This is a genomic window from Sulfitobacter sp. GN1-4 (assembly GCF_055693825.1).
Genome location: NZ_JBVFUQ010000005.1, coordinates 65622 through 90135 on the forward strand (window position 1 = coordinate 65622; position 24514 = coordinate 90135).

Below are 24514 nucleotides of genomic sequence, written 5' to 3' on the forward strand. Positions count from 1 at the left end.
CCAATTATTTGCCGGGAGGGGTCCATGAGTTTGATCGAATTTTATAACTACCGGGTTGTTTCACAGTATTTGCCGGAATTCGCATGGGGTCTTTGGGCGACGCTTTGGATTTCGTTCATTTGCCTTGTTGGGTCGCTCATTCTTGGGACCCTTGTGACCGTTGCTCGTAGATCGCAGAAGAAATGGATTTCTGTGCCTGTGACGGCTTATGTCGAAGCCGTAAGGAGCACACCGCTTCTTGTTCAGCTTTACCTTGTCTACTACGGGCTCTCCCAGATCCCCGTCCTCAACGTGCCTGTTCCCGCCCTGGCCTGCGGTATCTTCGCGCTGACTGTGCACACCGGTGCCTATATGAGTGAGATCATTCGCGGCGGCATCGAGGCGGTCGATCGAGGACAATTCGAGGGCGCAAAAGCTGTAGGCATGAGTGAGCGCCAAACGATGATCAATATTATCTATCCGCAGGCGTTTGCAAAAGTGATCCCCTCGCTTCTTGGCCAGGCCGCCGTCTTGGTCAAAGACAGTTCAATCCTCAGCTTCATTGCCGTGTTCGAGCTTCTCGGTGCCGGGCTTATCATTCTTTCGGACCGGGTTATGCCGACCGAAGCCTTCATGACAGCGGCTTTCGGTTATCTGCTGATCTACCTGATGATGCTCGTGGCATCGAACAAGATTCAGAAAAAGCTGGCTGGCAACACCTGGCAGAGCCGGTAGGAGGTCGAAATGCTTGAACTTACATTACAAACCATGCCTTTCCTGCTCGAAGGGTTCCTCAATACCATCCTGATCTCGTTGGCGGCGATCTCTCTTGGCAGCTTTGTTGGACTGGTACTTGGGCTGGGTCGAACAGTTGGACCGAAACCCGTCAAAAGCATTATCGGGCTCTATGTGCACCTGGTGCGGGCGACGCCTTTTCTTGTCCAGATTTACATCGTCTACTACGTGCTGCCAACGACGAAGCTGTCGATTTTTGACTTCTCTAATTTTATGGCGGCTGTCATCGCGCTGACAATCTATACATCCTCCTACACCGCTGAGATCGTGCGGGGGTCACTGGAAGCTGTGCCAAAGGGGCAGTGGGAAGCGGCAGCCGCAGTCGGAATGAAAATGCGCCAACGGCTGCTGAACGTGATCTTACCGCAAGCGTGGAAACTGACCTTGCCACCGTTAGCCGGTGTCTACGTTCTTGTCATCAAGGGGACGTCGATTCTGACTGTGATTGGTGTCGTCGAGCTGATGCGCCAAGGCGAGGATGCTATTCACCGCCATCCAGCACACATCATGTGGATCCTGTTTTTGGTGGCGAGCCTGTACTTTGCCTATTGTTTCCCGATCCTGCGCGGCATCAAATACATGGAGAAGAGGATTGCTGGTAAGGGTGCGAGAAGCGTGGCTGGCGACGCACAATGGTGAAGCAAATCGAGACGATCGAGGCTTCGACGCCAGTAGATCGAATTGGAAGATACCTCCCTGGAGGCAGAACCTAGGCGGCCTATCGAGCAGGCAGCTAACAACATGCGGGGCAGAAACCCATGAGTAAGACAGGACTTCAAACACTGTTCATTGGCGGCGGAAACATGGGGGGTGCAATCCTCAAGGGGTACAAGGCCCATGGCGGTGACATGTCCGAAATCGCAATTCTGGACCCGTACATCGAAAATGGCGCAGCGGCTGAGTTAGAGATTGGTAGGCTCTTCCGAAGTCAGGATGAGTTATCTTCCGATGACAAATTCTCGACGATTGTTTTGGCGACCAAACCTCAGGTATTCGAAGAGGCCAGTCGACAAGTTGCCAACATTCTTGATGACGATGCCGTCGTAGTTTCCATCATGGCCGGTGTGACGACCGATAGGATCAAAGACGCGGTCGGAAAGGATGTGCCAATCGTGCGCTGCATGCCCAACATGGCAGCAGCAGTCCAGAAATCGGTCAATGTTGCCTTCGCAACGGACGCACTGGGCAAGATCAGGTTTGAAGATCTATTCGCTGGCTCGGGACCAATTTCGTGGGTTGAGAACGAAGACGAAATCCATGCAACAACCGCAGTCTCCGGAAGCGGACCTGCCTATTTCTTCGCCTTCGTGGAAGCCTTGGGGAATGCCGGAAAAGAAGCTGGTCTCGACGCCCAGTTTGCACTGGAGATTGCAATCGATACGGCAATCGGGGCCGCCGAGTTGCTTGTGCAAGATCGCAATCCCACCAAACTGCGCGAAAGCGTAACCTCGAAGGGGGGAACGACGGCAGCCGCACTTAGCAAGTTCGCCTCAGATGGCAATTTGAATGGGCTGGTGCGGGAGGCGGTATTCGCGGCGCAATCGCGATCGAAAGAACTCTAAAGCAGATGGCCCATAATCGCTTCTCAGTATTGCCCCACGAGACATTTGCGTCGTGCTGATGCAAGAAACTCTTACAATACTGGAAAGGCTCTGTAGCTTCGACACGACCAGCTCGAAGCCGAACTTGGAGTGCATCGAGTATTGTCGGCAGCTGATGATGACCGCGGGATTTGAAGTTGTCGTTTTGCCGAATGGAGACGGAACGAAAGCGAACCTTCACGCTTTCGCTGGTCCACGAGATAAACCAGCCTGGGTTTTTGCCGGACATACAGATGTTGTGCCAGTGGATGGACAACATTGGCCTTCTGATCCGTTCAAGCTGACGCGCGATGGCAGCAGGCTCCACGCCCGCGGAGCCGTCGATATGAAAGGCTTTCTTGCGGTTGCGATCGGTCTGGCGACAAGTCTGGAAAAGCACTCACTCGACACCCAGATTCACATCTTGTTTACATACGATGAGGAGACCGGATGCTTCGGTGCCCGAGACGTTTCAGACTATCTCGCAAAGGCAATTCCCGCGCAAAGCCTCTGTGTCGTCGGTGAACCAACTGAAATGTGTCCGATTGTCGCCCACAAAGGCATATTGGGAGTGCGCGCGACTGTGGAAGGTTCCGAAGGTCATGCGGCAACGATTGCGGCAAAGTCAAACGCGATCCACTTTGCATCGGATTTGGTGCAACATTTGTTGCAGCAGTCTTCTCTCTACGCACAGAAACCGAGCCGCAATTCCTATGTCACACCTTGGTCCACCATACAGGTCGGACTCATCAAGGGCGGACAAGCGCGCAACATGGTCGCGCGTGTTTGCGATCTCGAATTCGAGTTTCGCCATGTACCTGAAGACTCGAGCGATGATTTTCAGTCGGACCTGAATGCCTTTATTCAAAACGAACTCAAGCCTCGGCTCTTAAGCAAAGAACCCAATGCGTCAGTAGCCATGGAGACGCTCTCACACGTCCCCGCGTTCAACGCAAAGGTGCACAGCAAATGCCTTGAGCTCTTGCACCAGAGCCTAGGTCGGGCAGGGGACGGTTATTGGGATGGCGTCACCGAAGCTGGCTATTATGCTTTGGCGGGCCTGGACACGGTCGTTTGCGGGCCTGGTTCGATTTCCCAAGCGCATCAGCCAAATGAGTTTGTAACGGTGGATGCACTTGAAGAATGTGGAAACGTTCTGCGACGATTGGTGACCGCAAATGCGAGGTTATAGCAGTCGAATTAAGAGGTCGAATCTGGTGTCTTGCGCTCGCGCCCACGAGAAAGAGCGATAGCATTATAGCACACCCTTATTCGCGGCTTTCAACGCTGCCATGAGCTCCCCATCTTCATACCGCTTTAGTGACAGAATGTCAGCGTAGCCCGGCCTTTCGCCGCCAGCGATTGCTGCGGCACACAGCTCCCCAGCGGCGCAAGCGGCCATCGTGCCAAAACCAGACATGGCGCAGTTCATGAAGGCACCTTCTGGCCCCATCGGCCCAACCAATGGCCAGTTTTCGTCAGTCATCGTATACCACCCACCGTAGTGGTGCATGCTGCGCGGAATTTTAGCGTAGTATGCCTTCAGTCTCGGGTTTAGCCGCGATGCACCGCGCAGGACGATATCGGGGAAATTGGCGTCAAGTTGTTGCTCCCAGGTGGCGTCCGCTGGTGCCTCATTATAGGCCCAGCCCAGCTTGACCCACTTGCCTCCATCACCGCCATCTGGACGGCAATGGATCGCGCCCGGCATTTCTTGCGCGAGCCAGGCGAAATCGGGTTCTTCCAGTAACATTTGGCGCTCTTCATCGGACCAATCAATTTTCTGGCCATCAAGATCAATCGAAAAAGGAAGGGCGCGCGGAATGACACCTTCTCGATCCTCAAACGCAATTTTTTGCTGGAACGTGTTGTATAAGGGCAGATCGACACCGAGCATCTTGGCGATCTTGTCGGCAAAGGGCCCGGCGGCATTCACCACGACATCGGCCGGGACCGTTTTGGTGCCATCGGCCGATGCAACTTCGACCGAATAGCCGTTGGAATGGGCGATGCCCTGTACCTCGCCCATCATGCGTTTCAATCCAATCGGCTTAAGGGTTTCCAGCATGAACATGCCAAGCTGCTGCCCGCTGATATCCCCACCGCGCCGAATATGGATGACGGACTGAATATTAGGATCATAGGTGGGAAAAAGGGACTGGATCAACGTTTGGTTGCGCAGAATGTCTACACCATTGGGCACACCTTCCCAGTCGGGTTTGTCAAAGAGGTGATAGGTAGTGGATGTTGCAGCCTCATGGTGCCGCACCAAGTGATCAGCACTGTCTCCCAACCCGTCCTGCAACTGCTCAATCAACGGGGCGATATCTGTTGACCGGGTTGCAAGAGCATAGCCGCGACGGTTCATGTTGATCCGGTTGCCGCTGGCCTGTGCAACTTCTTCGAGGAGATCAATCGAGCGGTTGGTAAACTCCACCATGGTCGGATGCGGCCACCAATTGCGGTAGTTTTCACCAGACTGCGCCGACGTGAAGGTCATCGGTTGATCGCGGTCAATCAGGGTGATGTCTCGCGCGCCATGGTTTTTCGCGAGGTAGTAAGCTGTCGCGATACCGACAATGCCGGCGCCAATGATCACAATTCTGTCGGTCGAAGACACCATTCCGAGGATCCTATTTTATGCCGATTTCAGGCAAGGGGGTATTGTCGATGACTCGCTGATACGCCAGTCGCGTCAGATCAATTGATTGATATGCGCCGGTTAAAACCAGCTCACTCAAGGCACGCCCAACGGCCGGAGCGTGCATGATCCCGTGGCCGGAAAATCCACAGGCCGTAATCAGATTTTCATGACCCGGCGAGTAGCGGCCGATGATCATGTTCCCGTCGAGCGTGTTTTGCGCGTAGTGCCCGAACCAGCTGCGTTGCAATCGTATATCTCCGAACTTCGGAACAAGGGCGGCCATCATCGGCCAAATCGTGTCTTCAAAGTAGTTCGCGAAATAGCCGGAATAGATGTCTTCAACAAATCCCGGCGCGATGTCGAAGCTGGGACGCCCTCCGGCAAACCCATCTCCTTCCGGGCGGAAGAACATGCCACTTTCATCTTTGACCAACGGTAATGGTTCTATGTCATGCGCGCATTTCCAAAAATGCTGAACCCGGCACATCGGCACAACGGGCAGATCAGCGCCGGTCATTGCGGCAATGTCAGAGACCCAAGGTCCGGCGGTGTTGATCACGAAATCAGCGGTGATCTTGTCTGAGTTGTTCAATGAGAGAGACGTAACCTGACTATCATTGCTCTCGATGCCGGTCACACGTGCTCTTGTGAACGCCACGCCCAGATGTTCGGCAGCGCGACGAAAGCACCACAGGCCAGCATTGGGGTCGATCCAGCCATCATCCGGCGTGTAGCAGGCAAGCGCTATATCGTTTCGCTGGATCGAGGGGAACATGCGTCGTAGCGCATCCGCATCCATCAGCTCAGCCTGAACGCCAAGTGAGCTTTGCAGGGTCTGGTTTGATTCCAGTGTGCGCGCGCCGTGCTCTGTGACAACGAAAAGGTATCCTTGGTCGCGAAAGGCGAGGTCTGGCAGATTTGGGATATCCGCCATTTCGGTCTCGATTACCTTATAGAATGCGAGGCTATAGCGCGACATTTCGATGTTCTCGGCAACGCTGAACTGCTGTCGCACACCTCCCGCACCCTGCGGTGTGGTGGCATTGGCATAGGTCGGATCGGGCTCGATGACGGTCACGGTCCCAGCCTTCCCGGAACGTGATAAGAAGTAGGCTGCAGCGGCGCCAATGATCCCGCCACCAATGATCGCCACATCAGATTTCACAACAGACCATCCCTGAAGAGCCATCCACACTTCTTTACGTTTGGATTATATCTTGACAATATCGTATACGATTTGCAACGATCTAATCATAAATAATCCGAAAGGGCTAACGATGAACGCAAGTGCCGCTGAACCGATCTATCAGGACCTTCGCCAGAAAATTCTGGACGGCCTTATGGAAAAGGGTGCTCCACTGCGTCAGGACGAGATTGCAAAGCACTATGGCGTCAGCAAAATTCCGGTACGCGAAGCGCTGCGGCAACTCGAACAAGACAGCCTTGTTGTCTTTGAACGCAACAAGGGAGCATTTGTTCGCCAGTACAGCGAGGCGGAGATTCTTCAACTACTGGACATACGGATCGCGCTGGAGTGCCGTGCGCTCGAACTTGCAATCCCAAATATGATCAACTCGGATTTCGCGGACATGCGAGCCTTGCTCACGTCCTATGCCAGTAGGAGCGAGGCCTCCGAGTGGAGTGCGATGAATGCGCAGTTCCACCACATGCTTTACGAGCCTTGCGGCAACTCGCAGCTGATCGCAATGATCAACGATTTGAATGATAGATTGGGGCAATACCTCAGGCTGCTTGTGTCAACGGCAACTGGACTTGAGCGACCCATGCGCGAGCATGGCCAAATCCTCGAAGCATGCGAGGCGGGGGATGCCGAACGAGCCGTGCGTGAACTGCGCCAGCATATCGAAACAACACAAAAAGAGGTCGCGGCCTTTTTGCGCCGGGGTGCCTGAAGCCTATCGACAAGAAACCAAATCCAAACGTCCTGACAGGGAGTATCTAATGAAACATCACACCATAACAAAAGTTGCCTTGGCCGCAGGTCTCGCGCTGGCAACCGCGACGGGTACTTCTGCTCAAGAGCGGAAGTTCGTTAATATCGGTACAGCCGGAATCGGCGGCGGCTACTATCCGACCGGCGGTTTTATCTGCAATGTGCTGAACAAGAGCCGCAAAGCCCAAGGCCACAATGTCCGCTGCACGGTCGAATCGACGGGCGGCTCGGTGGCTAACCTTCGGTCGATCCAGGCCGGAGAACTGGATGTGGCGACTGTGCAATCTGACTGGCAGTTTCACAGCTATCGCGGCACATCGAAATTCGAAGATGTCGGCGCAAACGAAGACCTGCGCTTTCTTTTCTCGCTGCACATGGACACAGCGCACCTTGTCGCGCGCGCGGATGCAGGTGTTGCCAGCTTTTCCGAGTTGGAAGGCAAGACCGTGAACATCGGCAATGCCGGGTCGGGAACCGAGGCTTCCATGACCTTTGCATTGGGCCGGTATGGCAAAACACCGGAAGACTTTTTCGGCCAAGCCACCCGTCTGACATCACGAGAGCAGGCGCAGGCGCTGTGTGACGGCAAAATCGACGCGTTCTTCTACCCGACAGGTATCACCGCTTCTTCAATCACCGAGGCGACGAACACCTGTGATGCCAGCATTCTGAGCTGGTCTGACGATACAATCGACGCAATGATCGACGAATTCCCCTATTACGCCAAATCCGTGATCGCGCCGGGTACCTACAAAGGCCAGGATGAGGAGGTGACGACCTGGGGTTTGTCCGCGACACTGGTGGCTTCCGCCAATGCGGATGAAGAGGTGGTCTACAACATGGTCAAAGCCGTGTTCGACAATTTTGAGGACTTCAAAGCGCAATCGACCCTCTATGTGGCAATCACCAGGGAAGGCTCGGCTGTGAACGGCAAGTCGGTGCCGTACCACCCCGGTGCCGAGCGCTATTTCAAAGAAGTCGGCCTGATCGACTGAGTTACGCAAGTTTTTGCGGGCGCCTTGGGGGCGCCCGTCTGGCTTTGGGGGAGTGCCATGACCGAGAAGACACATCAGGAAGAGCTGGACGACCTTATTGCCGAGAACGATACCGGTGCGCGCGACCCTTCAGGGCTTGCGCGTAAGATTGTTCTGGGCGTGGCTCTGCTTTGGCCAATCTACCAGCTCTATATGGCATCCCCTTTGCCCTTCTCGACGGGCATCCTTTTGATTGATGACAGCCAGCAACGGTCCGTCCACCTGGCTTTCGCACTGTTTCTGGGTTTCATGACATTCCCGGCCTTCATGAACAGTCCGCGCAAGTATATCCCCCTATATGACTGGATTTTTGCAGCAGTGGCAGCCGGGTGTTCGCTCTACATTTTGTTGTTTTATCGCGACGTGGTGAATAACGCGGGTGGCATTCGAACACCTGTTGAAACCGCCGTATCGATCATCGGCATTATCATGGTTTTGGAGATCACACGGCGCGTCCTCGGCATCTCGCTGGTGATCGTTTCAGCCGTGTTCACGGTCTATGTGTTTGTCGGTCCGATGTTGCCAGAGTTGATGTCGCATCGCGGCTTTTCCCTGAACCGCTATGTCGATCACATGTGGCTGACGACTGAGGGTGTCTTCGGTTTGCCGCTTGGGGTGTCTAACAGCTTTATCTTCCTCTTCGTTCTGTTCGGCGCGCTGTTGGACAAGGGGGGCGCTGGAAATTTCTTTATCAAGCTGTCCTTTTCGATGTTGGGCCATCTTCGTGGTGGGCCGGCCAAGGCCGCGGTTGTTTCCTCAGGGCTAACAGGCCTGATCTCAGGTTCGGCCATTGCGAACGTGGTCACGACCGGCACGTTCACCATCCCGCTGATGAAACGGATCGGGTTTTCCGGTGAAAAGGCGGGCGCTATCGAGGTTTCCTCTTCGATCAATGGTCAGATCATGCCGCCTGTCATGGGCGCTGCCGCTTTCTTGATGACAGAGTTTGTCGGCATCACCTATTTCGAAGTGGTCGTGCACGCCTTTGTTCCGGCCATCGTCAGCTATATCGGCCTTTTCTACATCGTGCATTTGGAAGCAGTGAAGGCGAACATGCCCGTGCTGGCCAAGGTGCAGGAAAGCACATTGTTGCAAAGCCTGGGTCGGTTTCTCTTTGGGTTCGGTGCTGTCGCGGCTGTTGCCGGGGTTGTTTATCTTGTGGCCACCTTGCTGGGGAGCGTTGCAGGGGCTTTCGCCACACCGCTGGCCGGTTTGATCATGGTTGCGCTCTATGTCTGGCTGTTGAAAATTGCTGCAGGATATCCCGAACTCGAAATCGATGATCCCAACGCGCCCTTGGTCGAAATTCCCAAGCTGAAACCAACATTGATGGCGGGTTTGCATTTCGCGCTGCCTATCGGTGTGCTGATCTGGTGCCTGATGATCATGCGCCTGTCTCCTGGGCTTGCGGTGTCTTGGGCAATCATCGTGATGGTGGCGATCATGGTGACCCAGAAACCTATACTTGCGCATTTCCGGAGGACCGCGCCCGATGGACCAATGCCAGGTCTGCGTGAAGGTTTCGCTGACTTGATCGAGGGCTTCATTGCCGGATCTCGGAACATGGTCGGTATTGCCGTGGCCATGGGAGCCGCAGGTATCATCGTGGGTGTGGTCTCGCTGACGGGTTTGGGCCTTCTGATGACCGAGATCATCAATGCGGTCTCAGGCGGCAATGTGATGATCATGCTGTTCTTTACGGCGATCATGTGCGTGGTGCTGGGCATGGGGTTACCGACAACGGCCAACTACATTGTGGTGGCGTCTGTCATGGCACAGCCGTTGGTGACATTGGCGGCGCAGAATGGGGTGATCATCCCGCTCTTTGCCGTACATCTCTTCGTCTTCTACTTCGGTCTGATGTCGGGTACGACTCCACCGGTTGCGGTGGACAGCTTCGCCGGAGCCGCCGTGGCTCGATCCAATCCAATGCGCACCAGCGTGCAGGCGTTCTACTACTCTTTGCGGACGGCCATTCTGCCATTCATCTTCGTGTTTAATCCCGAAATGTTGTTGATTGGCGTCGAAAGCTGGTGGAGTGCTGCATTGATTATCATTTCCTCAACCATCGCGATGTGCATGTTTGCGGCCGCCACGCAAGGCCACTTCCTGGTTCGAAGTTTCAAACTGGAAAGCGCGTTGTTAATTGTGATTGCACTGTCTCTGCTCAGGCCGGGGTTCTGGCTTGATCGGGTGGAGCCGCCTTTCACCCCTGTCGACACTGCAACAATGCTGGAGGTCGTTGAGAACGCCCCCGCTGACGCACAGATCCAGATGCTGATGGAAGGAGAGAACTTTAGTGGGGACCTAATCCAAAGGGTTGTTGCCATTCCACTGGCGGAGGCTGGCGCCTCTGGCGAAGAGCGTCTGCTCGCGTCCACGGGGATGGAGATGCGTTTTGATTCCGAAGGCGTGTTTGTTGACAATGTCGCGTTCGATAGCCCCGCTCAAAGATGGGGTGTCGATTTTGACTGGAAGGTGCTGGAATTGAACCAACCCAACGACCGGATTGCCAAGGAATGGTTCTACATCCCAGTCTACTTCGTTCTCGGTTTGGTGGTCATTGGGCAGTTGGCACGGCGCCGCAAAGAGGAGACAGCCAATGTATGATCACATCCTGGTTCCCGTCGACCTGAGCAATCCAAACGATAACGATAAGGCGCTAAATACGGCTATGCAGATTGCCAAAGACTATGACGCGACCTTGCATATCATGACGGTTGTCCCATCGCTTGACGCGTTGTCTGCAGGGTTCTTTCCTAAGGACTTCGCGCGTGAGGCAACGAAAGTCGCACAGGAAAGACTGCACAGCTACACGCAAAAGATGCACATCGAAGGCGCGAAGCTGCAGCACGTTGTTTGCCACGGCGCAGTTTATGACCAGATTCTAAACATCTCCAAACAGGTTGAGGCTGATCTGGTTGTGATGGCTTCGCATGGAGCAAGTATGCGGGAATATCTTCTAGGCCCCAATGTTGCGCGCGTGGTGCGGCATGCCGCTTGCTCGGTCATGGTCGTACGGAACGGCCATTTGTGATGACGAAACCTTATCTGGCACCTGGTCTTATGATCTTGGGTGCCGGATGTCTGGTGGTTAATGATGCGCTCGTAAAAGTGGCCGCACAGTCACTGCCCACCAGCCAGATCATTGCCATTCGTTCGGTTGTGATCGCTATTATTTGCCTCTGCCTGATCAAAATGCTCCGGCGCCGCTGGTCCAACCCGTTTGATCTGGACGTCATAGTCCGGACAGGGTTCACAGTCGCCAATGTCTTCGTATTCGTCTCAGCCATTGCAGCACTGCCGTTTGCGGTGGCTGTTCTGGTCGATTTTATCAACATCGTCTACGTGGCACTGCTGGCACCTCTGGTTTTGCCTGAACGGTTGACCTTTCGCAGCTTGGCATCGGTATTGATCGGGTTTGCGGGGGCAATGATCATTCTGTCTCCGGAGTTTCAGGCGTTCGGCTGGGTAATCGTTCTCCCGCTGATCAGCGCGCTGCTGGGGGCCGGGCGCGAGATTTGGACCCGTCGCCTCGGCCCTGCGCATACTCCCGAAGTTTTGACGCTCTATGCGGTCATTGTCATGATGCTTGTCGCGCTGTTCAGTGGCGTCTCAAGTTGGACGTTCAATGACCCACAGGCGCATGGGATTGCAGCACTCGCCGGAGCGTTTCAGGCGGCGGCCATGATCTTGATGACAGCGGCACTTCAACGCGGTGAGGCCACATTCGTAACTCCGTTCCGATTAACGGCGCTGATCTGGGCGATCCTGTTGTCAATGCTCACGTTTGGCGAAACGATCAAAGCCACGCATCTGATTGGAAGCGGGTTGATCGCCTTTGCACTCCTGTTTCTCACAACGACACGCAAATCCTTACCATAACTGGCAATACCATCATGACGCGCTCCCCTACAAACACTTGTTCCAGCCCTTTCAACTGGGTCACCTGACCCTCAAAAACCGGATCATTAGTACGAGCCACGCACCCGCCTACGCAGAGAACGGGATGCCTGGCGAACGTTACCAGAGGTATCACGAAGAAAAGGCCAAGGGTGGTTTGGCCATGACGATGTTTGGAGGTGCGTCTTCGGTATCCTTGGATTCACCACCTTCCTTTGGTCAACTAAACTTGGGCAGTGACGCTGTCGTTCCGTATCTTTCGAAATTCGCGCAGCGCATCCATGCACATGATGTGGGCTTGATGTGCCAACTGAGCCACGCAGGTCGGCGCACGCGGCCCACGTCCGGCAACTGGCTTCCCACTGTGGCCCCCTCCGCTCTGCGTGAACCAGCACACGGGGCAATGCCCAAAATCATCGATCAGGCAGATATCGACCGCATCGCTAGCGACTATGCTCATGCCGCCAAACGTTGTCAGGATGGAGGGTTGGACGGAATCGAACTGCTGGCATCAGGACATTTGATTGGCCAGTTTTGGAGCCCGCTTTCGAACAAGCGCACGGACGCTTATGGCGGATCGTTCAAGAACCGTATCCGCTTCGGGCTGGAAGTCTTGGAACGCATCCGCGACCGGACTGGACCGGATTTTTTGATCTCGCTGCGATTTACCGCCAATGAGTTCATCGAGGGCGGCATTGGCGAGGCAGAGGGCCTCGCCATCGCCAAGGCTCACGCAGAAACGGGTATGGTGGACTGTCTGAATGTTTCGGGAGGCGCGAATTGGACCAAAGCAGGCGTGGCAGAAACCGTGCCCTCGATGGCGTTTGCAGCAGGCCGGTTTGTGAAACTTGCTGGCAAAGTACGCGCAGCTACCGGTCTGCCTGTAATGCACGCTGCAGGCGTGGCAGATTTGGCGGAGGCCAATTTTGCGGTCGGTGAGGGCCATGTGGACCTCATCGGCATGACACGCGCACAGATCGCTGATCCGCATATGATTCGAAAGCATCTAGCGGGCGAGGATGCCGCCATTCGACCTTGCGTCGGTGCGGGCTACTGCATTGACCGCATCTACCGGGGCGGCGACGCCTTGTGCATTCACAGTGCCGTCACGGGTCGTGAAACCGTTCTGTCGCATGAACTTTCACAATCCGATACCCGCCAAAACATCGTCATCGTGGGTGCAGGCCCTGCCGGATTGGAGGCCGCACGGGTATCGGCAGAACGCGGGCATGACGTCACTGTCTTTGAGGCTCAGAACAGACCGGGGGGCAAGTCAACTACATCGCCCAACTGGGCTGGCGCAAAGGCATGATCGGGATCACCCGGTGGCTTTTTGATCGCTGTGTCGACCTTGGCGTAACGTTCCGTTTTGACCACTATGTCGAAAGCGACGATCTGTTCGCTTTGAAAGCGGATGCCGTTGTGCTTGCAACCGGCGGGTTGCCAACAGCCGACCATATAGTCGGTAGCGAACTGGCTGTGTCCACATGGGATATTCTGGCTGATCCCGGCTCGGTATCCGGCGACATTCTGGTCTATGACGAAACCGGTTCACAAAGTGGTCCAACCTGTTCGGAATATCTTACCGAGAAAGGAGCGCGGGTGCATCTGACAACACCAGATCGAATGATCGCCGAAGATGTAGGCGTCACCAACCATGCAATCCACCTGCGCAATCTGCATGCTCTCGGCGCTCGGATCATATGTGACATACGTCTGCTTGCCATTGCGCGCGACGGGAACAAGCTGAAAGCCCACTTCCGGCACGAGTATAGCGGTCTTGAGTATCAGACCCAATTCGACCAGATCGTTTTGGATACTGGAACAATTCCTTTCGACAATCTCTGGGAGGAATTAAAGCCCCATTCGAGCAATGGTGGTGTAGGCGACCTCGGTGCCCTCTTAGACAATCAACAGCAGTTGAAAGAGCTCTCGCCAAGAAATGGGTTCGCTCTTTATCGGATCGGTGATACCGTCTCCAATCGTGGCCTCCACGCAGCCATTTTGGATGCTCATAGACTTTGTGCCTCTCTTTGACAGCATGCAATCTAACTTAGACCTCAATTCCTCTGCCTTTGGTGCTCACTTTCCACAATATTGCGACCCGCTTCAGGTTGAATTGGGGCAACAACGCTGTATGGCTTCGTTACGAATGATCAAACGCCCCTTCGCGCGTAACATCAGACTAAGCCACGTCTCTCAAAGTGGGAGAACCGATCGAGTTGAATCATTGAGTAGGGGAGTGCCTAATTCAAAAATAGCCATATCTTGTTGGAGGCGTTCTTGCTCGATGACGGCACTTTCTCGGATGTGGTCCATTATGGCGTCGGCATCTGGAGACCGCTTGCGGGAAGCTGAATAGGCCAAGTGAATCAAGAAGGTTGTATCAGACGCGAAGGGGCGCCAATCCATCGTGTCATCTATGATTTCCTTTGCAGACATTAGATCGACGATGGCACATCCTCGACTTTCCTTAGCGATTTGCACAGCAGTCTGGGTTACATAAGTTTCGACGATGTTCTGCACTTGTGTGCGAACTTCAAACGCCTTTTCCAAACCGACTGTCCATGTATCGAAGGTCTTCAAACGGATGACGGTTTTGTTCTTTAAGTCGTCCCAATCGATGAGTGCTTTTTCGCCAAGTCCACTTTCCTTAGGAAACACGCACACTATCGGGATGCTCAGAAGAGTTTCGATCTTCACTCGTGTGTATTGCTGCGCAGCCAATACAATTCCGAAGTCCAGCCGATCTGCAGCGACCCATTCTAGAATTTGTCTTGAACTTCGAACAGGTAATGAGATTGCTTGTGTGTGATGGCTCTCAAGGAATTTTGCGACGACAGAAGGGATCCACTTATAGGCGGCCATTGGGAGGACGCCAAAATCAATTTGGCCGCGAAAGTCATTTTCCAATCCAGCGACGAAACGTTCTAAATGTTCCACGCCGTGGTAAACCCGAAATACTTCAGTATAGAACGCTTCAGCGACTTCGGTTGGTGACAAACGGTTTTGTTTGCGATCAAACAGCTTCAGACCAGTGTCGCGTTCAAGCGACGCGAGGTGTTCGCTTACGGTCGGTTGAGACAGATTGAGACGAGCTGACGCTGCCGTCGTCGTTCGGCATTCCATGACTGCCTTAAAAATCTCGATCTGGCGAAGGTTCAGGGATCGTTTCATGAAAATAGCATAGGTTTATTTGAAGGTACTTAGCAATAAAACAATTTGTTCCGATAGCGTTACCGCTTGTAGCGTGGACCTACAGAAAACCAACTCAGGGAGAAGATGAATGGGGTTCTTTAGAAATATCGCCGCGGGCGCTGTGGCAACTGCGGTTCTGGCAGGCACTGCACAGGCTCAAGAACGTTGGGACATGCCGGTCTCCTATCCGGCGAAGCTCTACGTGATTGCAAACTACATCGACTTCGCTGCGGCGGTCACTGAACGGGCTGAAGGCAAATTTGAGATTGTCGTTCATCCGGCAGGAACGCTGTTCAAAGGAGACGAGATCATTCGCGCGGTGCGTTCAGGTCAAGCGCCAATCGGCGCGCGGGGCCTTGGTCTGCATGCAAATGACGAACCGATGTGGGGTATGGAGAACATTCCGTTCTTGGTCACCTCCGTTGATCAGGCGCGTCAATTCTATTCATCCACGCGGTCCATCATTGACGAAACGATGTCGGAGCGTGGCATGAAGCTGCTCTACACAACTTTGTGGCCGCCGCAGGGCATGTTCACGAAAGGTGCTGTTGAATCCGCCGAAGATCTGGATGGTTTCAAGATGCGTACTTACGATGCCACGAGCTCAACAATTGCTCAGCTTGCCGGTATGACGCCGACTAAAATTGAGCTGACGGAACTCCCACAAGCTTTGTCGACGAATGTCGTGAACGGCACGTTTGGGTCAGGTTCGGCCGGGATCTCGGCCAAGCTCTGGGATCATTTGGACCACTACTACACGTTGAACACGGCGATCCCGAAGAGCTTTGTTTTCGTGAACCAGGAAGCATGGGACAAGCTTGATCCAGAGATCCAGACGATCATCATGGAAGAAGCTGCGGCAGCTGAAGAGCGCGCATGGCAAGCAATGCAGGATGAAACCTCCGGGCATGTGTCAACGCTTACTGAGAACGGGATGACCGTATCTGCACCGTCTGAGGCTCTTGCTGCGCACTTCCGCGCAGTGGGCGAAAAAATGACGGCGGACTGGATTGCCGAGAACGGTGATCGTGGCCAAGCCATGTTCGATGCATACAAAGGCAGCAACTAACTGACCTGTCGTGCAGCCGGAGTGAGCCGAGTGAGTTGGCTCACTCCAACACTAAAATTCTGCAAAAAGGGGGAGAGTCATGATTGCCATCTTTGATCGCGGTCTGAACGGGCTCTATTTGTTTTGCGCCTTTCTTTCAGCTGTTTGTCTATTGCTAATTTGCCCAATGATCTTGGCGAACATAGTCGGCCGCTGGATTGGCGTATTTGTGCCGGGAACCAACGAGATTGGCGGCTACCTAATGGCCGGCGCTGGCACACTTGGGTTCGCATACACGTTTGGTGTCAACGGGCACATTCGGGTATCCATGTTGACCAGCAGGCTGTCCGAGCCGGTGCGCTGGTGGGTTGATGTCGCAGGTCTGGCAATTGCCGCCGGTCTGATGTGCTTTCTCGCCTGGTATGCAGTGGACATGCTCATTCTAACCCATGAGTACGACGACCGCAGCAGCGGAACGGACAACATGCTGCTTTGGATTGCGCAGACACCAATGGTGATTGGTCTTGTGGTTTTTGCGGTGTCGCTGGTGCATGGGCTCATCGCCGCGATCGTCGCTGGTCGCGCTATCTATCCTGAACGGGAGGTGTTGTAATGGCCGAGCTCTTTCCAATCATAGCAATCCTGGTGACACTGTTTGGCCTTTTGGCCTTGGGTGCATGGATTGGCATCGTGCTCTTGGCAACGGGTGTCGTCACAGTTGTCATGTATTCCCAGATGAGTTTCGGGCCGCCCATGGCGACGACCGTGTGGTCTCATCTTTCTGCCTGGGGGCTCACCTCACTGCCTTTGTTCATATGGATGGGTGAGATCCTGTTCCGAAGCAACTTATCAGTAAGCCTCTTCCGGGGCCTCTCACCCATGTTGCGTCGTTTCCCGAGGGGGATTGCTCCACGTGAATATCGCAGGTTGTGCGTCCTTCGCGGCCATCTCCGGCTCAAGCGCCGCAACTCTCGCGACAGTTGGTAAAATGACGATCCCGCAACTGCGAGAACGTGGTTATCCCGAGAGCCTGACCCTTGGTACATTGGCAGGTGCCAGTACGCTCGGGCTGTTGATCCCTCCCTCAATCAACCTGATCGTATACGGGGTTGTAGTAGATGAATCGATCGGGCGTTTGTTCATCGCCGGTGTGATCCCCGGCATCTTGTTGGCGTTGCTCTTCTCCTCCTACATCTTTGTTTGGGGATCACTTTCCTCAACGGGTAAATCGCTGCGTGAAGATCCGGTTACCCTGAAAGAAATCGGTCAGGGTCTCATCAAGATCGCGCCAGTTGGCCTGCTTATGGGTGGGATCATCGGCGGTATTTTTCTTGGGCTCGCCGTACCAACCGAAGCCGCTGCCGTTGGTGTTGTCGGCGCCTTGATCTTGTCTGCCGCGCAGAAAACCTTGAACATGGAGACGTTCATAGCCTCGCTAAAAGGTGCGGTTGTCACGACGTCGATGGTCTTGTTGCTCTTGGTCGGCAGTGCATTCCTGAACTTCGGGATGAGCTTGAGTGGTCTGCCAAACGAACTTGCTGCTTGGATCGACGGCTTCCAGCTGTCTTCCTTTGGACTGATCATGTGTCTGCTCGCACTTTATCTTGTGCTTGGCATGTTCCTTGATGGGTTCTCGATGATCCTACTGACCATGGTGGTTGTAGAGCCTATGGTCCGCAATGCGGGGATCGACTTGATCTGGTTTGGCATCTTCATGGTCATCGTGGGCGAAATGGCCCTGATCACGCCACCCATCGGGTTCAATCTGTTCATGATCCAAGGAATCACAGGGAAAGATATCGGGTTCGTTGCCAAAGCTGCGCTGCCGATGTTCTTGTTGATGTTCGTTTGCATCATCCTGCTGATCGCGTTCCCTCAGCTAGCCCTTTGGCTGCCTGAGTACATGAATAGCTGAGGTAGGGCCGGATGGATCAGGAACTAAAGACCTTGAGTGGTCAAACGTTTGATGTCGTCGTCATTGGCGGCGGCATCAGCGGCACCAGCGCTGCGCAGCTTTTGGCGGCCGACGGCTACAGTGTTCTTTTAGTGGAGAAGCGTGACTTTGGGTCCGGGGCAAGCGGTCGATCCGCCCGCATGCTCCACCCGGGCCTGCGCTACTTTGAGGCAAAGAAACCCCTTCGGTATTTCGGCACAAATCCGGTTCGGTTCTTTGCTGCCCTGCGGGGTGCACGCCTTTTAATGAACTCTGTCTCAGAGCTTCTGAAAGATGATGGGGATCTCGTCTGGCCCTATCGCATGTGTTTTCCAGTCTTTGCCGAGGATGATTTCAAGGCATGGCATGTCGCAGCGGGGATCAAACTGCTGGAGTTCTTAGGTGATGGGACAGTGCCTTTTGACTTTGAAATGGTGCGGAAGAAGAATTCCGAGAAGTTACCTTTTTACTCAGATTTCCGTGATCCGGATAGCCTGAGCGCAATCGCATGTTACAACGAGTTCAAGTTCGATTGGCCTGAACGATATTGTGCAAGCATGGCGATGGATGCTGAACGAAATGGTGCGGTCGTTCGAAACTATTGCAGTGCTAAGATAGTCGAGCAAGTCAACCAAGGCTGGCGCATTGAACTGTCCGAAGATGGTGGCAGTGCCGAAGTTGTCGGGAGGCGCGTTCTGAACATAGCAGGCACCTGGACGGAAGCGGTCCTACCAAAAGCCGCCAAAGAACCACTGGTCACAACAACAAAGGGCGTTCATTTGGTTGTTGAGTTGCCGGATCGCTATCGCGGTCACGGCATCGCATCAATGAACAGCTTAGGAGAGCCGTATTATGTCACGCCGCTCCACAAGAACTTTTTTTCCATCGGCGTGACTGAGACCCCATTCTCTGGGGATGCGAGTGATGTGAGGGCGGGCAAGGAGGATATCGATTTCCTGCTTGCGGAAACCAACCGGCTGCTTCCCAAACTGAACCTGACGGAGAAAGACGTTTTGCGCACATGGGCTGGCGTGCGTCCACTGACAAGCGGGGGCGCGCGGGATCGCGTGCTGCACGATCTCTCCAGCAAAGGGTATCCCGGTGTCTATGGGCTGACGTCCGGTGCCATCATAACCCATCGCGACAACGGTCGCATTCTGCGCGACAAGGTCAAGGAAACGCTGGAACCCTCCGGCGAAAAGGGTTCAGTTGACTATACGCCCTTCACTTTTTCGCGAAGCGATAATTCGCCGGTTTTTCTGGAGGATGAACCAGACGTCCGGGAAAGCGACCTAGAATACGCCGCAACACATGAACACGGCCGGACTTTGGCCGACGTTTTGGATCGCAGAACAGGTTTAGCTTGGCGGCGCACGCTCACTACTGACGAGATTTCCCGTGCGGCCGGTATCATCGGCAATGCGCTGAACTGGGACAGTGAGCGTACAGCCGAAGAGGCGCGCGCCTTTTCCGCGTATCAGCAACAGCAGTTTGGTGCGACTGAGGATTGCGAGGCGCTGGCCGAATGACAAAGATCTACTCGGCATTCAACATCCTAAAAGAGGGGTTGCGCGGCAATACTGGCTGGACACCTGCATGGCGCAGCCCGGACCTGAAAGACGAATATGACATCGTGATCATCGGGGCAGGGGGGCACGGTCTGGCCACCGCTTACTACTTGGCCAAGGATCATGGGGTTAAGAACATAGCGGTGATCGACAAAGGCTGGTTGGGCGGTGGCAATACCGGGCGAAATACCACTGTGATCCGGTCCAACTATTTCTACCCTGAAAGCGCTGCGCTCTACGACCTGTCCGTCAGGATGTACGAACGCCTGAGCCGTGAATTGAACTACAACGTAATGTTTTCGCAGCGCGGGATGCTGGTTTTGGCGCATTCCGAACCGGAAATGGAGATGGCGGCGCGATCCGTCAACGCGATGCAGCTAAATGACACTGACGCAGAGCTTGTCGGCCCAGATTTCGTAAAAAAGCGCGCGCCGATCCTGAATACGAGCCGCGATGCGCGGTTTCCTATCCATGGCGCGATCTGGCAAAAACGTGCCGGCACGGGCCGACATGACGCTGTAGCGTGGGGATATGCACGCGGGGCGGATCGCTTGGGCGTCGACATCATTCAGAATTGCGAGGTCACTGGCTTCATTATCGAAACTGGAGTTTGCAAAGGTGTTGAGACCACCCGAGGCCCGGTCCGTGCTGGTTGCGTCGGTGCCGCTGCGGCTGGCCACAGCTCGGTTCTGGCTGGGATGGCCGGGTTCACATTGCCCATCCACTCATACGCCTTGCAGGCCTTTGTCAGCGAACCGATGAAGCCGATTATCGACACTGTGGCCTTCTCGCCAGCTTACGGAGGTTATTTTAGCCAATCCGACAAGGGGGATTGGTTATCGGCGGGGGGCTTGATCGCGTCCCGTCATACGGTCAGCGCGGGAACCAGCCAATGCAAGAGGCTGTCCTCTCAGGTCTCGTTGAAATGGCCCCCGCGCTGGCTAAGGTCAAACTGTTGCGACACTGGGGCGGCAATGTGGATGTGACCCCCGACAGCTCTCCCGTTATTGGACCGTCCGGCATTGACGGGCTCTACATAAACTGCGGCTGGGGTACGGGAGGGTTCAAGGCAATTCCAGCGGGCGGATATCTGTTCGCACATATCCTTGCCACGGGTCGGCATCACGACATCAGCCGGCCCTTTGATCTGTCCCGTTTTTCGACCGGAGCTCTTGTTGACGAAGCCGCAGCTTCAGGCATCGCGCACTAATAGGATACGTTATGCAAATCTTCACATGCCCATTCTGTGGGGCCCGAAACGAGCGAGAGTTTCACTTCGCCGGTCAGGCAGGCAAAACGCGCCCGGACACAACCGCCGACATATCCAGCGACAGCTGGCGGGCCTATCGTTTCGCCTATGACAACCCGAAAGGCGCCGCGCGCGAGATTTGGGCGCACTTGCCCTGCCAAGAGTACTTCATCATGACCCGCGACACCGCGACCATGGAGGTGCTGGGCACTGAAACGCTTAGGAAGGAGGCGAAATGAGCGGGTTTCGCGCGGCAGCGATCGGTTTTGTTGACCGCTCCAAGAAACTGTCATTCACATTTGACGGTGAAACCTATGAAGGGCATCCGGGTGACACTCTTGCATCCGCTTTGCTCGCCAATGGCGTGCGTGTTGTCGGCAGAAGCTTCAAATACCACAGGCCGCGAGGCCTTTGGGGGGCGTGGTTTGATGAACCGAATGCGATTTTTGATGTCTCGCTTGGGGCGGCATCTCTGACCAACTGCCCGGCAAGCATGACTCTTTTGGAAGCTGGTATGCAGGCTCGCGCCGTGAACGCCGCCCCGACAGCATCGCGTGATATCAAGGGCGTTTTCGATAAGGCGAGCAGGTTCCTGTCAGCGGGATTTTACTACAAGACATTCATGTGGCCAGACTGGCATCTGTTTGAGCCAATCATTCGAAGAATGGCGGGTCTAGGCCAATTGGACCCACGTGTGATCGAGGGCTACCAGAGCGACCAACGCAATGACCAATGCGATCTGCTGGTGGTCGGCGGCGGCCCGTCTGGTCTGGTTGCGGCAACGCAAGCGGCTGAAATGGGGCAGGAAGTTGTGCTGGTCGATGACCAACCTAACCTTGGCGGCACCGCGTGGCAGTATGATGAAATCGAAGGCAGGTCTTCGGCGGCATGGGTGCATCACCAAAGGGCGCGACTGATCGCGGCGGGCGGGCGCATATTCGAACGCACGACAGCGTTTGGGGTTTATGACCACCGCATGATCGCGCTTGCACAAGATTACAGATTTGAAAGGGCACCGGGTTTGACCCGTATGCGGGTACAGCGCTGCTTACTGGCGACGGGGGCGATTGACCGACCGTTGACCTTTGCGATGAACGACGTACCGGGGGTTATGTCTTTGAATGGCGCGGTGGAGTATCTCGCGAGATATGGCGTGCTTGCAGGCCGTGAGATTGCAGTTATGGCACCGCATGGATTGGCTGAATTTTCGGTGTCACGGCTCCGAGCGGCCGGCGCGCAAGTCACAACAATTACCGATCTGAGTGCTACACTAGAGACGCTTGGCAAAAAATCTGTACGGGGTTTGCGCACTGGTCGCGAAACCATCGTTTGTGACACAATCCTAACCTCCGCCGGATTGATGCCTGTACTTCACCTGTGGTCTCACGCCGGCGGTAAATTGAAATGGGACGATGCAGCGGCAGCGTTTTTACCGGGAAAGGGACCTGATTGGATGCAAGTGCTTGGGGCCGCGAATGGTACCTTTGATCTGGAAGATGCGCTGACTGAAGCTAGCGCGGCCGGGCGAAATAAGGCCGCTCCACCACGGCAATTTGCATATACGGCTGCTCCCCCTGAGCCGCAGCCGAGCAAGAAGCGGCAATGGATCGATTTGCAGCATGATGTCACCTTCAAAGACATCGAACTCGCTGCACGGGAAAACTACGGTTCTGTTGAACATCTGAAGCGCTATACGACTCTTGGCATGGCGTCCGATCAGGGCAAAACATCCAACGTCGCAGGCCTTAGCGTGATGGCTAAACTAAGCGGCAAAAAAATCCCCGAAGTTGGCACGACAACCTTTCGTCCCCCCTTCGTGCCTGTGCCGCTGGAGCTTTATCGGGGCACCCAAAGAGGCGAGCAGTTTCACCCGCTTAAACGACTGGCACTGGAGCCAGAGCACCGGGAAGCTGGAGCGGCACTTGGTGAATATGGCGGATGGCTTCGCCCCGCTTGGTACGGATTGGACAAAAGCTGTGTCGCTGACGAGGTCAGAATGTCGCGCAATGCAGCCTCGATCCTGGATGCCTGTCCCCTTGGTAAAATTGAGGTCATGGGCCCAGATGCAGAGCAGTTCATGAATTTCGTCTACTACAACACTATGCGCACGTTGAAACCGGGACGGCTCCGATATGGATTCCTTCTCACAGAAGGCGGCATTGTCTTCGATGACGGGGTGGTCTCCCGGCTGGGACCTGAGCGATTTGTCATCTTCTGTTCATCTAGCCATGGAGAGGCTGTGACTGCTGCGTTGGAAAGTTGGCGTCAGGATGGGAACGACCCAGACCGGATATTCATCCATGATACGACTCATCATTGGTCGACGGTTACCGTTGCCGGTCCCAAAGCTCGCGAGATCGTCACCGCGATGGATCTGGGCACCGACCTGTCCCCCGACGCACTGCCGCATATGGCTTCAACAGTTGGGCGATTGACAGACGAGCCGGTTCGGATCAGTCGTGTGAGTTTTACAGGCGATGTCAGCTTTGAGCTATCTATCGCGTCCTCAAAGGCAGCTGCGCTTTGGGCCGCTGCGGTGGAGATCGGCAAACCTTTGGGCGCGGGTCCGATAGGCATTGAAGCGCTTTCAATACTGCGTGCCGAGAAAGGTTACATAATTGTTGGCCGAGATACTGATGGCGCGACCATGCCGCATGATTTGGGCTTCGGTGCGCCGCGTCTGAAGAAGACGGCAGCATTTGTTGGAGACCGCGCGCTGCACACCGATGAGGCCAATCGCGCCGACCGTAAGCGATTGGTCGGCCTGACGGTTGCCAAAGGAGAAAGTGCTCTGCCGAATGGAGGCCACCTGGTTCTACACAAAGAAGGTAAGCGGCGCTCAATCGGATTTGTGACATCGAGCTATGACAGTCCAACGCTTGGAAAGCCGATCGCATTGGCCCATTTGGAAGCCCCGTACGCAGTGGAGGGTGAAACTGTGGAAGTCTTTCATCTTGGTGTGACCAGGACTGCACTGGTGGCATCCCCTTGCTTTTTTGATCCCGAAGGAGCACGGCTGAATGCGTGACGATAGCACGAAATGGCAGGCCTTTAAGTCCGGCAGTAAAGAAGACGTTGAAGGTCGCGGCTTCAAGATTTCTGAATTTTTACCAGAGCGGCTTACGTTGATCTCTGGGCCGGTCAGGGATGCATTGAAGCTCGCTGGAGTTGAAAACGCGACTACTTGGCCCGATTTGGCTCCCCGCGAAATGCATGCTCTTTCAATTCGGAGAGATCGTATTCTCATGGTTAATGGTTCTTCAATAGAAGAAGGATGGCATTCTAGGGAAGGGTTGGCTATATCCGACATGACCTCTGGTTACCGCTCATGTGATTTGGTCGGGCCTTTGGCCTTTGAGACCTTGTTGCGCGGCACCGAGATTGATCTAAAAATGCGATCTGCCTCAGTCGCCCGAGCTTTCGCTGGTTATCCTGTGCTTCTTCACAGAATCGACGGCTCCGGCAGTTTTCGGTTCTATGTTCCTTGTGCGCACTTCGAAGGATTCTGGCTCATGCTGGAAGACCTGTGCAGGAATGCTCAGCTAGACGCAAATCCCACGTCCAGTTTCTCTGCTGCTCAAAGCCATCACAAACACGCAGAATATCGATAACTTTCTGAAAACGCATCG

Annotated in this window: 20 protein-coding genes and 2 pseudogenes; 19 read left to right on the top strand and 3 right to left on the bottom strand. The window is 54.7% G+C overall.

The window, feature by feature from the left end; genetic code table 11:
- Nucleotides 1-24 precede the first annotated feature (24 nt).
- The 4 genes from ACZ1HM_RS21680 to argE all read left to right on the top strand — a co-directional run bounded on the left by ACZ1HM_RS21680 (nt 25) and on the right by argE (nt 3546).
- Entirely contained in the window at nt 25-714 is a 690-nt protein-coding gene (locus tag ACZ1HM_RS21680) for an amino acid ABC transporter permease (protein ID WP_472744797.1), read from the top strand.
- A 9-nt stretch (nt 715-723) separates the two neighbouring features.
- Nucleotides 724-1413 carry an amino acid ABC transporter permease gene (locus ACZ1HM_RS21685; RefSeq protein WP_472744798.1) on the top strand — a complete coding sequence of 230 codons (690 nt, stop codon included), beginning with the start codon at nt 724-726 and terminating at the stop codon, nt 1411-1413.
- A 119-nt stretch (nt 1414-1532) separates the two neighbouring features.
- Entirely contained in the window at nt 1533-2336 is an 804-nt protein-coding gene (gene proC, locus ACZ1HM_RS21690; protein ID WP_472744799.1) for a pyrroline-5-carboxylate reductase, read from the top strand.
- Nucleotides 2337-2394: 58 nt separating this feature from the next.
- Complete coding sequence (argE, locus tag ACZ1HM_RS21695; RefSeq protein ID WP_472744858.1) at nt 2395-3546, top strand: acetylornithine deacetylase; 1152 nt, start codon at nt 2395-2397, stop codon at nt 3544-3546.
- Nucleotides 3547-3609: 63 nt separating this feature from the next.
- On the opposite strand, the gene ACZ1HM_RS21700 is transcribed toward argE, so the two are convergent.
- Nucleotides 3610-4977 (bottom strand): NAD(P)/FAD-dependent oxidoreductase, encoded by a 1368-nt coding sequence (locus ACZ1HM_RS21700; RefSeq protein WP_472744800.1) that lies wholly within the window; start codon nt 4975-4977, stop codon nt 3610-3612.
- 10 nt (nt 4978-4987) lie between these two features.
- Complete coding sequence (locus tag ACZ1HM_RS21705) at nt 4988-6151, bottom strand: NAD(P)/FAD-dependent oxidoreductase (RefSeq protein ID WP_472744801.1); 1164 nt, start codon at nt 6149-6151, stop codon at nt 4988-4990.
- A 124-nt stretch (nt 6152-6275) separates the two neighbouring features.
- On the opposite strand from ACZ1HM_RS21705, the gene ACZ1HM_RS21710 reads away from it, so the two are divergent.
- Genes ACZ1HM_RS21710 through ACZ1HM_RS21740 form a run of 7 tightly spaced genes read left to right on the top strand, consistent with a single transcriptional unit; the run spans nt 6276 to nt 13926 of the window.
- Nucleotides 6276-6911, top strand: a complete 636-nt coding sequence (locus ACZ1HM_RS21710; RefSeq protein ID WP_472744802.1) for a GntR family transcriptional regulator — start codon at nt 6276-6278, stop codon at nt 6909-6911.
- A gap of 49 nt (nt 6912-6960) precedes the next feature.
- Complete coding sequence (locus ACZ1HM_RS21715; protein WP_472744803.1) at nt 6961-7947, top strand: TAXI family TRAP transporter solute-binding subunit; 987 nt, start codon at nt 6961-6963, stop codon at nt 7945-7947.
- A gap of 57 nt (nt 7948-8004) precedes the next feature.
- On the top strand, nt 8005-10596 hold the full coding sequence (locus ACZ1HM_RS21720) for a TRAP transporter permease (RefSeq protein WP_472744804.1): 2592 nt from the start codon (nt 8005-8007) through the stop codon (nt 10594-10596).
- Complete coding sequence (locus tag ACZ1HM_RS21725) at nt 10589-11023, top strand: universal stress protein (RefSeq protein ID WP_472744805.1); 435 nt, start codon at nt 10589-10591, stop codon at nt 11021-11023. The genes ACZ1HM_RS21720 and ACZ1HM_RS21725 overlap by 8 nt, the downstream gene beginning before the upstream one ends.
- Nucleotides 11023-11871: a DMT family transporter gene (locus tag ACZ1HM_RS21730; protein WP_472744806.1), complete on the top strand. Its 849-nt coding sequence runs from the start codon at nt 11023-11025 to the stop codon at nt 11869-11871. The genes ACZ1HM_RS21725 and ACZ1HM_RS21730 overlap by 1 nt, the downstream gene beginning before the upstream one ends.
- A gap of 37 nt (nt 11872-11908) precedes the next feature.
- Entirely contained in the window at nt 11909-13201 is a 1293-nt protein-coding gene (locus ACZ1HM_RS21735) for an FAD-dependent oxidoreductase (RefSeq protein WP_472744807.1), read from the top strand.
- On the top strand, nt 13198-13926 hold the full coding sequence (locus tag ACZ1HM_RS21740) for a hypothetical protein (RefSeq protein WP_472744808.1): 729 nt from the start codon (nt 13198-13200) through the stop codon (nt 13924-13926). The genes ACZ1HM_RS21735 and ACZ1HM_RS21740 overlap by 4 nt, the downstream gene beginning before the upstream one ends.
- A 162-nt stretch (nt 13927-14088) precedes the next feature.
- On the opposite strand, the gene ACZ1HM_RS21745 is transcribed toward ACZ1HM_RS21740, so the two are convergent.
- On the bottom strand, nt 14089-15066 hold the full coding sequence (locus tag ACZ1HM_RS21745; protein ID WP_472744809.1) for a LysR family transcriptional regulator: 978 nt from the start codon (nt 15064-15066) through the stop codon (nt 14089-14091).
- Between the two features lie 109 nt (nt 15067-15175).
- Between ACZ1HM_RS21745 and ACZ1HM_RS21750 the strand changes: the two genes are divergently transcribed.
- The 8 genes and pseudogenes from ACZ1HM_RS21750 (at nt 15176) to ACZ1HM_RS21785 (ending at nt 24496) form a co-directional block, all read left to right on the top strand.
- A complete protein-coding gene (locus tag ACZ1HM_RS21750) occupies nt 15176-16156 on the top strand; it encodes a TRAP transporter substrate-binding protein (protein WP_472744810.1) in 981 nt (326 codons plus the stop codon).
- Nucleotides 16157-16235: 79 nt separating this feature from the next.
- Complete coding sequence (locus ACZ1HM_RS21755; protein ID WP_472744811.1) at nt 16236-16748, top strand: TRAP transporter small permease; 513 nt, start codon at nt 16236-16238, stop codon at nt 16746-16748.
- Nucleotides 16748-18050 (top strand): annotated as a pseudogene (locus ACZ1HM_RS21760) (TRAP transporter large permease). The gene ACZ1HM_RS21755 and the pseudogene ACZ1HM_RS21760 overlap by 1 nt, the downstream one beginning before the upstream one ends.
- Before the next feature lie 11 nt (nt 18051-18061).
- A complete protein-coding gene (locus tag ACZ1HM_RS21765) occupies nt 18062-19597 on the top strand; it encodes an FAD-dependent oxidoreductase (RefSeq protein WP_472744812.1) in 1536 nt (511 codons plus the stop codon).
- Nucleotides 19594-20846, top strand: a pseudogene (locus ACZ1HM_RS21770) (sarcosine oxidase subunit beta family protein). Before ACZ1HM_RS21765 ends, ACZ1HM_RS21770 begins: the two are co-directional and overlap by 4 nt.
- A gap of 11 nt (nt 20847-20857) precedes the next feature.
- The gene (locus ACZ1HM_RS21775) at nt 20858-21124 is read left to right on the top strand and encodes a sarcosine oxidase subunit delta (protein ID WP_472744813.1); all 267 of its coding nucleotides are present in this window, start codon (nt 20858-20860) and stop codon (nt 21122-21124) included.
- Entirely contained in the window at nt 21121-23913 is a 2793-nt protein-coding gene (locus tag ACZ1HM_RS21780) for a 2Fe-2S iron-sulfur cluster-binding protein (RefSeq protein WP_472744814.1), read from the top strand. Before ACZ1HM_RS21775 ends, ACZ1HM_RS21780 begins: the two co-directional genes overlap by 4 nt.
- Nucleotides 23906-24496, top strand: coding sequence for a hypothetical protein (locus ACZ1HM_RS21785; protein WP_472744815.1), 591 nt, complete (start codon nt 23906-23908; stop codon nt 24494-24496). Before ACZ1HM_RS21780 ends, ACZ1HM_RS21785 begins: the two co-directional genes overlap by 8 nt.
- Nucleotides 24497-24514: the final 18 nt, after the last annotated feature.

What these genes read in the sequence shown, in the direction of transcription:
- ACZ1HM_RS21680 (WP_472744797.1), top strand. Translation starts at nt 25, where the DNA reads ATGAGTTTGATCGAATTTTATAACTACCGGGTTGTTTCACAGTATTTG.
- ACZ1HM_RS21685 (WP_472744798.1), top strand. Translation starts at nt 724, where the DNA reads ATGCTTGAACTTACATTACAAACCATGCCTTTCCTGCTCGAAGGGTTC.
- proC (WP_472744799.1), top strand. Translation starts at nt 1,533, where the DNA reads ATGAGTAAGACAGGACTTCAAACACTGTTCATTGGCGGCGGAAACATG.
- argE (WP_472744858.1), top strand. Translation starts at nt 2,395, where the DNA reads ATGCAAGAAACTCTTACAATACTGGAAAGGCTCTGTAGCTTCGACACG.
- ACZ1HM_RS21700 (WP_472744800.1), bottom strand. Translation starts at nt 4,977, where the DNA reads ATGGTGTCTTCGACCGACAGAATTGTGATCATTGGCGCCGGCATTGTC.
- ACZ1HM_RS21710 (WP_472744802.1), top strand. Translation starts at nt 6,276, where the DNA reads ATGAACGCAAGTGCCGCTGAACCGATCTATCAGGACCTTCGCCAGAAA.
- ACZ1HM_RS21715 (WP_472744803.1), top strand. Translation starts at nt 6,961, where the DNA reads ATGAAACATCACACCATAACAAAAGTTGCCTTGGCCGCAGGTCTCGCG.
- ACZ1HM_RS21720 (WP_472744804.1), top strand. Translation starts at nt 8,005, where the DNA reads ATGACCGAGAAGACACATCAGGAAGAGCTGGACGACCTTATTGCCGAG.
- ACZ1HM_RS21725 (WP_472744805.1), top strand. Translation starts at nt 10,589, where the DNA reads ATGTATGATCACATCCTGGTTCCCGTCGACCTGAGCAATCCAAACGAT.
- ACZ1HM_RS21730 (WP_472744806.1), top strand. Translation starts at nt 11,023, where the DNA reads ATGACGAAACCTTATCTGGCACCTGGTCTTATGATCTTGGGTGCCGGA.
- ACZ1HM_RS21740 (WP_472744808.1), top strand. Translation starts at nt 13,198, where the DNA reads ATGATCGGGATCACCCGGTGGCTTTTTGATCGCTGTGTCGACCTTGGC.
- ACZ1HM_RS21745 (WP_472744809.1), bottom strand. Translation starts at nt 15,066, where the DNA reads ATGAAACGATCCCTGAACCTTCGCCAGATCGAGATTTTTAAGGCAGTC.
- ACZ1HM_RS21750 (WP_472744810.1), top strand. Translation starts at nt 15,176, where the DNA reads ATGGGGTTCTTTAGAAATATCGCCGCGGGCGCTGTGGCAACTGCGGTT.
- ACZ1HM_RS21755 (WP_472744811.1), top strand. Translation starts at nt 16,236, where the DNA reads ATGATTGCCATCTTTGATCGCGGTCTGAACGGGCTCTATTTGTTTTGC.
- ACZ1HM_RS21765 (WP_472744812.1), top strand. Translation starts at nt 18,062, where the DNA reads ATGGATCAGGAACTAAAGACCTTGAGTGGTCAAACGTTTGATGTCGTC.
- ACZ1HM_RS21775 (WP_472744813.1), top strand. Translation starts at nt 20,858, where the DNA reads ATGCAAATCTTCACATGCCCATTCTGTGGGGCCCGAAACGAGCGAGAG.
- ACZ1HM_RS21780 (WP_472744814.1), top strand. Translation starts at nt 21,121, where the DNA reads ATGAGCGGGTTTCGCGCGGCAGCGATCGGTTTTGTTGACCGCTCCAAG.
- ACZ1HM_RS21785 (WP_472744815.1), top strand. Translation starts at nt 23,906, where the DNA reads ATGCGTGACGATAGCACGAAATGGCAGGCCTTTAAGTCCGGCAGTAAA.